Origin of the sequence: Acinetobacter sp. 5862 (assembly GCF_024494585.1) — a bacterium.
In the GTDB taxonomy this organism is placed as follows: domain Bacteria; phylum Pseudomonadota; class Gammaproteobacteria; order Pseudomonadales; family Moraxellaceae; genus Acinetobacter.
In genome coordinates this window covers 64,686-78,166 of the sequence record NZ_JANHGP010000022.1, presented here as the reverse complement: position 1 = coordinate 78,166, position 13,481 = coordinate 64,686, and the positions used below count along the sequence as shown (strand labels likewise).

Annotated in this window: 15 protein-coding genes and 2 pseudogenes; 7 read left to right on the top strand and 10 right to left on the bottom strand. The window is 37.3% G+C overall.

The features are described 5' to 3' along the window. Together NO346_RS04180 and NO346_RS04175 are read left to right on the top strand one after the other, a co-directional pair. Positions 1-165: pseudogene (locus NO346_RS04180) on the top strand (IS30 family transposase); the annotation flags it as partial. Positions 166-173: 8 nt separating this feature from the next. Beyond that, positions 174-878: pseudogene (locus NO346_RS04175) on the top strand (hypothetical protein); the annotation flags it as partial. A gap of 126 nt (positions 879-1,004) precedes the next feature. Here NO346_RS04175 and NO346_RS04170 read toward each other — a convergent pair. Beyond that, positions 1,005-1,886 (bottom strand): hypothetical protein, encoded by an 882-nt coding sequence (locus tag NO346_RS04170; RefSeq protein ID WP_042892155.1) that lies wholly within the window; start codon positions 1,884-1,886, stop codon positions 1,005-1,007. A 185-nt stretch (positions 1,887-2,071) separates the two neighbouring features. On the opposite strand from NO346_RS04170, the gene NO346_RS04165 reads away from it, so the two are divergent. After that, on the top strand, positions 2,072-2,344 hold the full coding sequence (locus NO346_RS04165; RefSeq protein WP_004644614.1) for a pyocin activator PrtN family protein: 273 nt from the start codon (positions 2,072-2,074) through the stop codon (positions 2,342-2,344). On the opposite strand, the gene xerC is transcribed toward NO346_RS04165, so the two are convergent. Beyond that, positions 2,328-3,476, bottom strand: coding sequence for a tyrosine recombinase XerC (gene xerC, locus NO346_RS04160; RefSeq protein ID WP_043973256.1), 1,149 nt, complete (start codon positions 3,474-3,476; stop codon positions 2,328-2,330). The genes NO346_RS04165 and xerC overlap by 17 nt on opposite strands. 133 nt (positions 3,477-3,609) lie before the next feature. On the opposite strand from xerC, the gene dusA reads away from it, so the two are divergent. Further along, the gene (gene dusA, locus NO346_RS04155) at positions 3,610-4,626 is read left to right on the top strand and encodes a tRNA dihydrouridine(20/20a) synthase DusA (protein ID WP_305884279.1); all 1,017 of its coding nucleotides are present in this window, start codon (positions 3,610-3,612) and stop codon (positions 4,624-4,626) included. A gap of 9 nt (positions 4,627-4,635) precedes the next feature. Here the strand turns inward: dusA and NO346_RS04150 are convergent, their stop codons facing one another. After that, positions 4,636-5,067: a GNAT family N-acetyltransferase gene (locus NO346_RS04150; protein ID WP_087547994.1), complete on the bottom strand. Its 432-nt coding sequence runs from the start codon at positions 5,065-5,067 to the stop codon at positions 4,636-4,638. Positions 5,068-5,402: 335 nt separating this feature from the next. On the opposite strand from NO346_RS04150, the gene NO346_RS04145 reads away from it, so the two are divergent. Continuing rightward, on the top strand, positions 5,403-5,885 hold the full coding sequence (locus tag NO346_RS04145) for a CHAP domain-containing protein (protein ID WP_087542852.1): 483 nt from the start codon (positions 5,403-5,405) through the stop codon (positions 5,883-5,885). 30 nt (positions 5,886-5,915) lie between these two features. Here NO346_RS04145 and NO346_RS04140 read toward each other — a convergent pair whose 3' ends face one another. Beyond that, the gene (locus NO346_RS04140) at positions 5,916-6,689 is read right to left on the bottom strand and encodes a ThiF family adenylyltransferase (protein WP_256414369.1); all 774 of its coding nucleotides are present in this window, start codon (positions 6,687-6,689) and stop codon (positions 5,916-5,918) included. A gap of 147 nt (positions 6,690-6,836) precedes the next feature. Between NO346_RS04140 and NO346_RS04135 the strand changes: the two genes are divergently transcribed. Then, positions 6,837-6,992 (top strand): hypothetical protein, encoded by a 156-nt coding sequence (locus NO346_RS04135; protein WP_256414362.1) that lies wholly within the window; start codon positions 6,837-6,839, stop codon positions 6,990-6,992. A 22-nt stretch (positions 6,993-7,014) separates the two neighbouring features. After that, a complete protein-coding gene (locus NO346_RS04130; RefSeq protein WP_256414371.1) occupies positions 7,015-7,320 on the top strand; it encodes a hypothetical protein in 306 nt (101 codons plus the stop codon). Here NO346_RS04130 and NO346_RS04125 read toward each other — a convergent pair. The 6 genes from NO346_RS04125 to NO346_RS04100 all read right to left on the bottom strand — a co-directional run bounded on the left by NO346_RS04125 (position 7,301) and on the right by NO346_RS04100 (position 13,184). Then, positions 7,301-8,131, bottom strand: a complete 831-nt coding sequence (locus tag NO346_RS04125) for a TatD family hydrolase (RefSeq protein WP_256414360.1) — start codon at positions 8,129-8,131, stop codon at positions 7,301-7,303. The two genes, NO346_RS04130 and NO346_RS04125, sit on opposite strands and share 20 nt — an antisense overlap. After that, entirely contained in the window at positions 8,131-9,045 is a 915-nt protein-coding gene (locus NO346_RS04120; protein WP_256414358.1) for an RsiV family protein, read from the bottom strand. The genes NO346_RS04125 and NO346_RS04120 overlap by 1 nt, the downstream gene beginning before the upstream one ends. 108 nt (positions 9,046-9,153) lie before the next feature. Continuing rightward, positions 9,154-9,981, bottom strand: coding sequence for a hypothetical protein (locus tag NO346_RS04115; protein WP_256414357.1), 828 nt, complete (start codon positions 9,979-9,981; stop codon positions 9,154-9,156). A gap of 68 nt (positions 9,982-10,049) precedes the next feature. Next, positions 10,050-11,639 (bottom strand): peptide chain release factor 3, encoded by a 1,590-nt coding sequence (locus tag NO346_RS04110; protein ID WP_256414356.1) that lies wholly within the window; start codon positions 11,637-11,639, stop codon positions 10,050-10,052. A gap of 209 nt (positions 11,640-11,848) precedes the next feature. Further along, positions 11,849-12,796, bottom strand: a complete 948-nt coding sequence (locus NO346_RS04105; RefSeq protein ID WP_023013711.1) for a nucleotidyl transferase AbiEii/AbiGii toxin family protein — start codon at positions 12,794-12,796, stop codon at positions 11,849-11,851. Beyond that, positions 12,789-13,184, bottom strand: a complete 396-nt coding sequence (locus NO346_RS04100; RefSeq protein WP_023013712.1) for a DUF6088 family protein — start codon at positions 13,182-13,184, stop codon at positions 12,789-12,791. Before NO346_RS04100 ends, NO346_RS04105 begins: the two co-directional genes overlap by 8 nt. Positions 13,185-13,481: the final 297 nt, after the last annotated feature.

Genomic DNA, 13,481 nt, shown 5'->3' with positions numbered 1-13,481 from the left:
AAAGGGATTGATTTAAATCAGGCAGATCAGCATTATTTAAATCAAGTTGCCATGTCACTGAATACTCGTCCTAGAAAGGCGTTAGATTGGCTTACACCATTAGAGAAATTTGCTCAGCTTGTTGATTATCATATGGCTTTTGAAACTGTCGCACCTCATGTTTGAATTCGCCCCCCCTCATATGTGAGACAACAAATTTTATTATTGAAACTAATGATGAACATTTTTCAATTTTAAAAAAGAAATTCCTTTTATTTAAATACCACTCTGAGAAAAAGAAAGCCAACCGTATCACCAAACAAATAACAATGGACGAAAATATATTAAAACAACTTGAGAAAATTAAAAAAAATTGTAAATTTAAAAGTCTAGATAATTGCTTAGAATTTTTAATTGATGCACATAATTTTAAATTAAGTGAAAAAGATAAAATAATATCAAGACTCAAAAAAGAGCAAAATTTAAATCATGATTATAATTTAAAGCAAGAATTGAAATTTAAGGATGAAAAAATTACAGAACTCGAAAAAGAACTCGTGCACCAAAAAAATATCATCCACGAAAACATGAGCAAATCTGCAAAAGAATTTGAGGAATACCTCATTCAATTGGCTATAAATCAAACCATTGAATTAGAGAAAATTAAAGCTTTTTTAGGCAAGATTAACGAAGCAGATCAACAAAGCATTAACCAAACTCTTGCACCCGAAGCACTTAGCGAAATTGAAACTCAATTGAGAAATGAATGCGCAAAACAAAAGCTATTTTTAACAATCAAAAATCAACCAAATACCAATTATGCTTTAGGATTTGATCAGCATCATCAATATGGCAGTACCGTACAAAATGACGATGAAGTTGTACCAGCTCAAACCTGAGCTAACAGTTACTCATTTCTAGGAGCAAGCAGCAATAGCACACCTCATCCACTTGCTGCCTAAGAACGAGCACACCTCATCCACTTGCTGCCCAAGAACGAGCCCCCCTCATCACCTCAATGATATTCATAATTGAACTTGGATAATCTCTTTCAATAAATCAGGACGACGCCTTAAGTGATTGACCAGCACTTCATCGCAATATGCTGTATTAAATGGGAGTTGCTTTTGCTGTGGAAAATACCGCTCTGGATGCTGTAGAAACTGTTCCCATTTTTTATTTTCATTCTGTAATTCCCTGATCTGGTTTAGATAGGTTCTATCCTGAATTTTAAATGACACACCAAAATCATCATCTTCACAGGTTTCTTTATTCTCGTTATTTTTTCTGGCTTCTGTTAAATCTAAAATTTTCTGTTTATTTGTCTCTAATCTGCTTTGAACCCATTGCAAATCAAACTCTCTAAACTTGATTTGCAGCGTGGGTAAAATCAGTTGTACTGCCTGCGAAGCATTTTTAAATCTGCCATTTTTTTGAGCATAACCAGTTAATTCTGAATAGAATATTTCAAGCTTTTTATGCAACAGCGGCGCATATCGTTTTCTTATATTCAAAATTCCATTGATTCTACGCTTCAAACTCGGGTTATAGGTGTAGACTCTCCCGCCTTCATCAACAACCAACTCAATATATTTATTTAATATTTCGGAATATTTCTCATTAATCTGCTGCTGTCTATAATCACGAATCCCCTCTATTACCGTATTAATTTGACCAAGCAAATTCAGCAAGTCCTGTACCGAATACGTTTCACCAAAGAACCGCATTTGGCTATGCTCTACCATCAGTTCAACCAAAATTTCGCGTTCTGACGCTTCAAACTCAGTCTTTGGGTCAGGATCGCTTATTATTTTATGTTCTCTTAAAAAACGTCCAGCATGATCCAAAAAGCAATTCAGAATTTCATCCTGCAATTGCTCAAAATCAAGAAGTGTGCAATTTTTCATTTTTGAATCTAAATAATAGTTTTCAATATGTTATACCACAATTCTAGTAAAATATTATTTCTAATTATTAGTATTACATAAAGACCTACATCAAAAAAATAAGATTAAGACATAGGGATGGTCAGCCTTACTTCAAAGGTGACCCATTCAAATTAAAAAAGTTTTATGTATGGAATACCCACTTCATGAATTGCTTTCAAATTAATACTACCGAACTACTTTTTATAAAGTATCGTTCTATGACCGTTGAACTAATGACAGTAGTTTCTGACTATTATCCCCACCTCAGCAAAGCCGAAGCACTGAGAAAAGCGAATAATCAACAATTCCCTTTCTCAGTATTCAAAATAGATAAAAGTAAACGTGCTCCATTTTTGGTACACATTAAGGATCTTGCTGCTGTCTTGGATAAGCAATATTCAGAGGCATCCAAAGATTTTGCTACGTTTCATCGATGAGGCGTAGCACCTCCTCCAACTGTAATATATTTCTTCTCGCTTTCACTGATACATAACGCTGTAAACTCCCCCAAGAATCGTGCAAACTTACTTTCTGAATTTCAGGAATAGTAAAACTCTGTTCAGCTAATCGAGTACAGCCTTCATGTCTCAAGTCATGAAATCGTAAATCTTCAATCCCCAAAATTTTACAAGCTTCTCTAAACTCTTTACCCAAACTTTTGGGATTCAAAGGCAATAACAAATTTTCATTATGTCCAAGCTTTAGCATCCGTTCTCGAACTTCTGAATGTTTCAGTCTTTTGATCAGCTCCTTACAAGGATCAAGTACATCAAATGACTTATGATTACCTTTAGAACCATTAGGATTCTTTAAATCATGCACTTTCCACGTTGAATGATGTGGGTCATAATCTCGAAGATACAATCGTGTTAATTCAGCTTCACGTCTGCATGAGAAAATTGCAAACCACATAATCAAATGCATTGGGTATTTAGAGCCATAACGATTTAGCTTCCATCGTTCTGCAAAATACTTCGTCAATGCAATCAATTCATCTCTCGAAGGCAGTCGGTCTCTTTTTTGACTGGAGGATATTTGACGTGTTTTTCTTAACTGAGCAGTAGCCTTATCAAAGCTATTTAAATCAATATCCATTTCCCACATAACAGCAGCATGAGAAAGAACACCTCTGATATGTAAAAGCTCATGTTGCAGTGTACTAGTCGCAATAGGTTCAAGATCGAGGTACGGAATTCCACCCTTCCTTAAAGCCACATGCTCGGCCAAATGTACTGATTTTATTTTTGTGATAATATTGCGCGCAATTGGTAGCTTCTTAATTAAGAGCAGAGAATAGCGTTTCGTCCTTCCGTACTCGCTCCCGACTTCATCCAAATATTTATCTATGGCATCTGATAAGGTCAGATCAATCAACTTTTCTTTGCCAAGCAAAATATCAGGATTTTCTTGAATTTCGACTTCTCGTTTCTTAATCCAGTTTTCAGCTAATTTCTTTGAGTGAAATGTTTTACTTTCAGAAAAAGCAGGAAAGCCCTTTCGAGTGATTCGAATCGCAGCACGATAGTTAACTTTGCCATCTGCACCTTTCCTTGCTGTAATTGACCCCATAATTTACACCAAAAGCTATTTTTTCTATTATGGTGTAAAATTTGGTGTAAATGCAAACGGATTCACCCATCTAAACACAGGTTCAAACAGATTCTCGCAGGTTGCAGAATATAGATTAAAGGTATGATTTTTAATGACTATTAACAGAAACATTGAAAACACTCAATCTCCGAGAATCAGTGTTGCCCCGATGATGGATTGGACCACAAAAGACTATCGTTTCTTTGCTCGCTTATTTAATCCCAATGTCGTGCTGTATACCGAGATGGTCACTACAGGCGCGATTATTTACGGTGGTGCTAATCGGCATCTCGATTTCAATCAGCAAGAGCATCCGATTGTGCTACAACTTGGCGGCTCAAATCCACAAGAACTTGCTACCTGCACCAAAATGGCCGAAGACTGGGGTTATAACGAAGTTAATCTGAATGTCGGCTGTCCAAGTGATCGCGTGCAAAACAATAAAATTGGGGCTTGCTTAATGGCTGAACCCAATTTAGTTGCAGAATGTATTCATAGTATGCAAAAAGCAGTATCGATTCCTGTAACTGTAAAGCATCGTATCGGGATTGATGACATGCAATCTTACGAAGAAATGCTGCATTTTGTTGATACGGTGGCATCAACAGGCTGCACACATTTTATTGTACATGCACGTATTGCGATCTTGCAGGGCTTATCGCCGAAAGAGAATCGCGAAGTTCCACCATTACGCTATGAAGATGTCTATCGCTTAAAGCAAGAACGCCCACATCTAACCATTGAGATTAATGGCGGTATCAAGACCTTTGAAGAAACACAACAACATTTACAGCATGTTGATGGAGTCATGATTGGTCGTGAGGCATATCATAATCCGTACTTATTGGCGGAGATGGGTGAACTTTGGAATTTGGAAGCACCTAATCGTTTTGAGATCATGCAGCACATGATGCCTTATATTCATCAACGCGTTGCTGAAGGTGCTCCACTTTCGATTATCACTCGCCATATTCTAGGTTTATTTCAAAATCTACCAGGCGCACGTAAATGGCGTCAGGCGCTCAGTGGTGGAAATGCCAAAACGATTGCTGATATTGAAAATGCAATCATCAATATCCAAACAGCGATGCAACGTACTGAAGATTACGTTCGAGAACATCAAAGTTAATTTGATGTTCTACGCATAACGTTTACACATCGGAATATAGCGTAATCCGCCATTTTCAATTACTGTTGAAGTGACTGTAAATCCGAAATTTTCATAAATGGGCTGCGCATAACAACTAGAATTCACAGTAATTTTTGAATGTTGCTGAGAAAGTTTATCTTCTAAAAACATCCAAAGCTGACGACCGATTCCTTGCTGTTGTGAATTCTGATTAACAAAAAAATGAATCAAATGAGAAGGTTGTTTATAAGCAATCACACCAATAATGGACAACTCCTCCTCGAAAACAAAATATTCAATGCTTTGCATTTCAAGTAATTTCTTAATCATATCTTGGCTGAATTTTGCTTCACCCTCTACATTCAGTGCAAAATCTTTTATATATGGCTGAATTAACTCTACTATTTGCTTGATATCTGTTGCTTTTGCTGGACGTATCACTTGTTATTTTTTCGATTTTTCACTTTAATAAACAATAGTTTATTATTTTGCAAATCACAAAGCTTTGTTTCTTTGAATCAGTGCTTGCGTATATTTTCCAATCAAAAAAGAAATATAATCTTACAAATCATTTTATTCAAACTAATTAACAACTAAATTCATGATAATAAAAAGATTATTTATGTGATTTTTACGCTAATTTCCTCACAACACCCTCAAAAAGTTACGTTATTACATTGCAAATAAGTTTTTTTAAGATTTATCGCTTAATATCTGCGAGCCACGGAATTTGGCGACCGTTTCAAAGTTGTTTTAGGATTGGTTGAGATTGAACTATGATTTATGATGCACCCTCATTAGATTCGATGATGCATGCACAGACTCAAAATGCAGTCATTATGCTCAGAGAAACTCCCGCAGATATTACACCACCATACGCATTATCCAAGAATTCGCAGCAAATTAACTTACAGAAGTTTTCAGATAAACTTTCTCGTGTTTCCTCATTTCATAGTTCAGCAAAGTGCGCCAAATCAATTCGCATCGCATTACAAACAGCGGGCGCAAAAATTGCACAATATCCTATAGCTGCCTCAGATTGGGGTGGAACGCTACAAAAGATTGGCTATAAGCAAATTGACCCTGCTTTTGATAACCCAATGCCAGGTGATATTTATATTATTCATCGCACCAAAAAACATGTGTATGGTCATATTGCTGGTTTTACAGGCTCACAATGGGTTTCTGATTTTAAGCAGACTAGCTATGACGTTTATAAAGACAAAAACGTCACTTATACTTATTACCGTCTTGGTTAATAAAAGACTGAATCAAAGCCTAAACGAAGATTATGTTTTAGGCTTTTTAGCATCTAATTTTTTCAGCACTTCAGCCACCGCCACCATCGCAAAGCTTGAAGTCACCACCACCGCAGAACCATAGCCACCACAGCGCAGACCCGCACTTGGACATACATCTGCACTGGAAAATGGATTATCAATCGAATACACGCAAGTGATTCCGAATTTCTCTTTTGGTTTTTTACAAATCCCTTTTGAACGCAGTTGCGTGCGTAACTTTGCCAACATTGGGTCTTGTTCGGTCTTGGACAAATCTGCCACGCGAATCTTCAGTGGATCGAGTTTGCCACCCGCACCACCTGAAACAATCAACGGAATCTTGTTAAAGCGGCAATGCAGCATCAAGGCAAGTTTAGCTTTGACGTCATCAATACAATCCAAAACAATGCTTGGCACTGGGTTTAGAATCTCTTTGACATTATCAGGCGTCAGATAATCATCAATCACGTTTACTTTCATGCGTGGATTGATCTGGCGACAACGCTCCGCCATCACTTCAATTTTTTCTTGTCCGAGTGTTGAGCTCATCGCTGGCAATTGACGGTTAATATTTGATGCTGCTACCACATCCATATCGACCAAAGTCAATTCACCAATCCCTGTACGTGCCAGTGCCTCAACCGCCCAACTGCCAACACCACCAATCCCAATCACCATGACATGACTGTGTTCATAATGCGAAAATGCATTTTCTCCATAAATTTTGGCCACGCCAGCGAAACGGCGGTCATATTCGTCATTTGGAATTAACAAGTCGGTCATCATTACAAGCAACAGGGAGTATTTTCACAATATTATAGCAAGAGTTTATTTGAGTGTAATGAAAGAATATTTTTTCAACTTCATTCATTGTAAGATATAAAACAACATGCTATACACTATAAAAACAAGAGCTTACTAGATATAGACATGATGTCATTACAACAAGATTTTTTAAGATTTACTGACTGGAAAAATGAGTTCTCTGGTGAGGAGTTTGATCAATTTCTTGCCGAATTTGATATACATCATCCTGAATTTTTACAATGGATTGAACAACATCAAGCGGCTTTGTTGTATAAATAAATTTCATCCCCATACATGTTAGATGAATACAGAATCAAAAAGCCGATACAAAACAACGAACTGGTCTGAGTACAATCAGGCTTTAAATTATTTAGCACAAAATGATTTTTCTCAAAAAGCCATTGATATCCGAAATTTATTTATTAGTTTAGCATTAAATATGGTGGGCGATTATTGTGTTGCACATAATCTAAAAAAGAGATTTCCACTATGGCAAAATACTCGCTATCTAAATGAAAATTTCAATTTAAAACAACGAGTCAACCTATTAGATACTATTTTCAATGCCGATGATTTAGCCATTCACCTTAAATATCCTTATGATTAACGGGCAGATTTAAAGCATGTAAACTATTCTCCCATAGCCTTTGAGCTAATTTTTCAGATTCCATATTGAGAACTTGGTTTAACCCCTCTAATACATAAGGTAAATTCACAGGCGTATTGCGAGTACGATGCTCGGTCGAAGTTTGGCAACACAACGGTGTCATATCTGGACAATCTGTCTCAATCACCAAATTTTCACTGCCAATCGCCTGCACTACTTGATGCAGCTTTTTGGCATTTGGATTGGTGATTTGTCCTGTCACCCCAATTTTAAAGCCCAGTTTAACCAATGCCTTGGCTTCTTCGACTCCACCACTAAACGCATGGGCAATGCCACCCAATTTGAATTTTTGTGCTTTTAAAATGGCAAGGGTTTCTGCATGTGCCTTACGGATATGTAATAACACTGGCTTTTGATATTGTGTTGCCAATACAAGTTGCTCAATAAAATAATATTGTTGCTTGGCAAACATTTCGGGCTGTTTATGTTGTTTTAAAAAAGTATCTAAACCAATTTCACCTATAGCCACACAGTCATGCTGTTCTAAGACTTGCTCAAGCCGCTGTAAATGTTCTGGCTGATGTTGTTCGATATAAAAAGGATGCAAGCCTGGGGCAAGATAAGAGCTTGGCACATTTTCCCAATATTGTAATTGTTGATGAGTTTGAATCAGGTCATCGAATCGGGATTCAACAAAACCAATCAACACCAAAGCATCGACCCCAACCCGTTTTGCTTGCTCAGCCAAATGTTGCCGATCAAGATCAAAATCGGCAACATCAAAATGGGTATGGGTATCGAACAGTTGCATTAACTTTGACTTGGCGTACTTGCAGCAGGCGTAGATGCTGCGGGCGTATCTATTTTTGGTAGATATTCAGGTTTTAAAACATCCTGCAATTCAGTAAATGGAATCACTAACCGCGGCAAACCAACGACATAAGGACCAATCTCATATTCACCATACTGTAGAATTAACCCCTGCTCACCTAATAAGAAATTATCGGTGACTTGGAATGGCCAAGCCTGTTCATATTCTTTCGGGTCAGTGGCGAGTTTTGAATCGACAATCCACACTTTAAATGCGTCATGCGCCAATTTGTCTAGAGTTGCTTTTTGCTTCGGTAATAATAGGTCATGCAATTGAATCTGTTTTTGGTTCGCTAAATCAAAGTTATAGTAACGTTGAGAGGTTGAACCATGTGCTCCACCCAAATAACTGCTGCTATTTAACACTACAGTTGCTAGCTTGCCTTTCGATTGTAAAATTTTAGGCTTAATCATCAAACTGATCTGATGACTACTACTGAGCGCTTTTAACTCTTCATCAATCTTCACAAACGCATTAGCATAGGCTTGTGCCTGAGCATCTAAACCTATTTTTTGCTCAGTCGTTTTTGCTGTAGATGCTGCTGAAGCATCAGCATCAACGACATCGAGCATTTTACTCAGTTGATCGAGAATCTGTTGATCCAGTAACTGGTCAATGAACGGGAAATTACTTTGTAATCGTTCAACGCTAAAATCTGGACAGGTATTGCCTTTACATTCAGGTAAATTTACCTGCAATTTCACGGTTTCACCACGCAGAATTGGCTCAGCAGTTTGCTGTACCACTGGCGGATCTGTCGGTTTATCCTGTGATTCTTTCGGCTCTGATTTCGGCTGGCAAGCAGCAAGCAAAATGGCACCTGCAAGAATGCTATATTTATAAAATGCTTTCATTTAAAACCTATCAGTATTGTTATTACACAAGATTTTTAAATGCTATCGAAGTTAAAGCAAAACCGCTATAAGCACATGCAATTTCTATACGAAACTCAAGCAAGTAGATTAAAACATTTGCTGATAAATTTCAGGTTGTAGCATCTGTTTGCTTTGTTCAGTGCTTAAATAAATATCCAACTGCGGTGCATCTTTACTTATTTCATTGGCACGATAATGCAAGCCGATTCCTTCCCCATCGAAGAACCAATCTGCCTGCCCCCAATACAGTTTTTTAGGAACTTGTTTCTTCACTTCTGTACTTTGTTTTTCAATCCATTGTTGATAATGTGCTTGAATAATATTATTTAATTCATTTTGCTGATTTTTCTGTATCACATCGAGTACGGTTAGATTTTTTTGTAACTTACGATCAGCAACGAAAAAGTAAAATCTGTCTTTAACCGCAATATCTTCTTGCTGTGTATCAACGCCAATTTGCAACAACACATACTGATTACGCTGTGAAGCAATACGTGTCGTTAAGCGCAGCTCATACGCTTTATTTTTAGAATACTTATCTTGCCATTCATCTGACTTTTTCACATAAGCATTCACGGCTTGCTGTAAGGTTAAATTCTTGTTCTGCTCAATTTGTTGTTGAATCACATTGGCCTGATTTTTTGCAATCCATGTGTTAAGCCACGCATCTTGGGTTTTGATGGTTTGAATATCGACATCAATACAGTTCTTCTTTTCACAGAACGGCAAGGCATAATCCGCTTTGGCTTCTTGCATATTGAGGTATGGTAGGACTTCAGCTTTTTCAGTATGCGTTGATACTTGATTTTTGTTTTGAGCTGTATCCGTCTCATTTTTTTTAGGATGATCGCATGCCGTTAAAGCCATCATTCCAATCATTATACTGACAGCAAAAAGTGGTTTTAAAGTATTCATCTCATCCTCCTTTTTTAGATCGTTCAATTAAAAACAGCCTCTAATTTAGAAGCTGTTTTTGTATATTTTTAGTGTTCTCGCGTGTTACGGAACTGAATATCTGGCCAGCGTTCTTGCATTAACTGCAAGTTTACACGGCTTGGCGCAAGATAAGTCAGATGACCGCCGCCATCTACCGATAACTGATCATGCGCTTTTTTCTTGAACTCATTCAGGATTTTTTCATCATCACAATGAATCCAACGTACCGTATGCACACTGACAGGCTCATAAATACAGTCAACTTTATATTCTTCTTTCAAACGATAAGCGACCACATCAAACTGTAACACACCGACTGCACCAACGATTAAGTCATTACTAATTTGAGGCATAAATACCTGTGTTGCACCTTCTTCAGATAATTCTTTCAAACCTTTTTGCAATTGCTTAGATTTGAGCGGATCACGTAAACGAACTCGGCGGAACATTTCAGGTGCAAAGTGTGGAATACCCGTGAAATGAAGTTTTTCACCGCTGGTAAATGTATCACCGATCTGGATGGTACCGTGGTTATGCAAACCAATAATGTCTCCAGGCCAAGCTTCTTCCAAATGTTCGCGTTCGCCCGCAAGGAAGGTTAACGCATCGCTAATACGTACATCTTTACCGATACGCACATGATTCATTTTCAAACCTTTTTCATATTTACCTGAGCAAATACGCATAAAGGCAATACGGTCACGATGTTTCGGATCCATATTGGCTTGAATTTTAAAAACAAAACCAGTGAAACCCTCTTCATTGGCATCTACTGTACGTTCTTGTGTTGGATGTGCTTTCGGTTCTGGTGCCCAATTGATAAATGCATCAAGCACATGATCTACTGCAAAGTTTCCTAAAGCAGTACCAAAAAGTACAGGCGTTTGTTTACCTTGTAAAAATAATTCACGATCAAGTGGTTCATTGGCCATTTGAACTAACTCAAGTGATTCTTCAAAAGAAGCCCAAGCTAACTCACCCACTTTTTCACGAATATCAGCATGATCATAACCATCACGCACCTCAATGTCCGTAATAGTTGAACCGAAACCAGCTTTATAAACATATAATTTGTTTTCAAGTAGGTTATAAACCCCAGCAAAGTCACGCCCCATACCTAAAGGCCATGTAATTGGGACACAGCGAATATTTAAAACATTTTCAATTTCGTCAAGCAATTCTAGAGGCTCGCGAATTTCACGGTCCATTTTGTTGACGAAGGAAATGATCGGTGTGTCACGCATACGACACACTTCCATCAATTTAATCGTACGTTCTTCGACACCCTTAGCACCATCGATGACCATTAATGCAGAATCCACTGCGGTCAAAGTACGATAGGTATCTTCCGAGAAGTCTTCATGTCCTGGTGTGTCCAGTAAGTTAATCGTATGGTTTTTATAAGGGAACTGCATCACAGACGTGGTAATCGAGATTCCACGTTCTTTTTCCATTTCCATCCAGTCAGATGTCGCTGCACGATCCGACTTACGACTTTTAACCATTCCAGCAACCTGAATAGCTTTACCCCATAACAGAAGTTTTTCGGTCATCGTGGTTTTACCCGCATCGGGGTGGGAAATAATAGCAAAAGTCCTACGAACCTTTACCTGATTAGCTAATTCATCTTTAAACATGAGAAAAATCTACAATATGTACACAGTTATGTACACATTTCTAAATATGTACTAAAACTGAAAAAGTGGGAATTCAAAATTGGCGTAATTGTAGCAGATTTACAGTATCTGTATTCGAGAGTTGATTATTAAAAAATTAGTGATTTAGAGTAAAGGTGCTCCGTAAAATAAAATTATGATCTCTATTTTTCGACTAAGCCTTCTAGGATTTAAAAGCCTACTTCAATAAGAATTTTTCTTACTGAGTCTTGGAAATGTGAATAGGCTTGCACCCACGTTATTTGTTCATCGCCAAATACCATTGGGCTTACAAAATCATTAAATCTTTGTTGATACATTGGATTGTGGCCTAACTCACCTAACCCAAACAACAACTCAGCTATGGGGTCTTTAACCATCTGCGCATGTTGGCGACCATAACGCTCAATATCTGTTTTTATAACTTTGCTGGCTAATTGCCCTAAATATACAAAATCTTGTGATTTACCATAGGTAATTTTAAAATAATCATACACATGCCTGACTAATGACTCCTCATCAGTTCTTTCAACATTTCGTGAAAAAGCGGCAGTACGCCTTAAAATTGCTATCAACTTTTCAACACTTGTACTTGCAACTGTGACTGAAGGAAAACCACCTACAGGTTCTCCTTCTTTAGCTAAATCATACACAAATGAAGTAATTTTTCTGAGTTCAAAAGGTTCAAGCAACTCTGTTTCAACCAATTCCAATTTAATAAATGGTCGTAAACAAGGTGCTTGATTAAAATGCTGTGGGTATCGAATCAATAATTCGATATAACGATACTCATCACAAACTACCAAATCACTTTCAATTTGAAATATATCTGATTGAGAAATTATATACTTTACTTGATGCAACAATTGTTTGCGTATAGATTTAGCCTTAGTCCGTGTTAATACGATTTGTGGTTTTGGTACAAGTTTAATGTCTACATCTTCAGACATTCGGTTCAATTGAACATTCGCTTTAGCTAAAGATGTTCCACCTGCAAAAACTAAATCGTGTGTCTCAAATTTTAAAGGCTGTAACAACCTCAATAGCTCAACAACATAGTAATCTTTTTCAACAATAGAAGTTGCCCCAATACCAAGGGCATCGGCAACATCAGCAAACAAAATTTCTATATTAGGCATTAATATTGCTACGACCTACAGATAACTGACGTGTAAAACGACGTGGCGTTTTAATTTGTGTAAAAGCTGGTATTTGAGTAGACATTCCAGATAAATATTTTTCTGTAGCCTCTCCCAACGTGATTTTTACATCTAAGCGTTTTAATGCTTCCAATATTACTGCATCTGCACCTTCTGGACAGGCTGGCATTACTTTACCTGTAATCTGGTTTTTTCTTGCTTTGGTATAAATACCATAACCAACTTTGAGTAGCTCACCTTCTTGGACTAAGTTTCGTAGAACTCTTCCAATTTGGTCATAATTCGCAATGTCATTAAAATCATCACGCATAAAAACATAACGTCTTGAACGCTTGATACGCATCTGAATTCTGGTTTTAATCGTCATCACACACTCCAAAACTTACGTTATTGCTCCACTTGAGAGTAGCAAAAATACGACATTATGTCGAGCAAAAATACGACATCAAAACAACTGAGAGCATTGATAAATATGTCTTATCAATTTAACTGCCTGTTTTACGGAGCTAGTTCACTATCAGGGATAGCATTATGGATCGCTCTCATGTTTTAAATTGGAAAGGTTAACCTAAGCGGAAAACGAATATAGTTATTATTAGCAATAATTATCATTCATTAATTGCATTTATGAAATATAGATTTGAGCACATTTATAAAGATAATC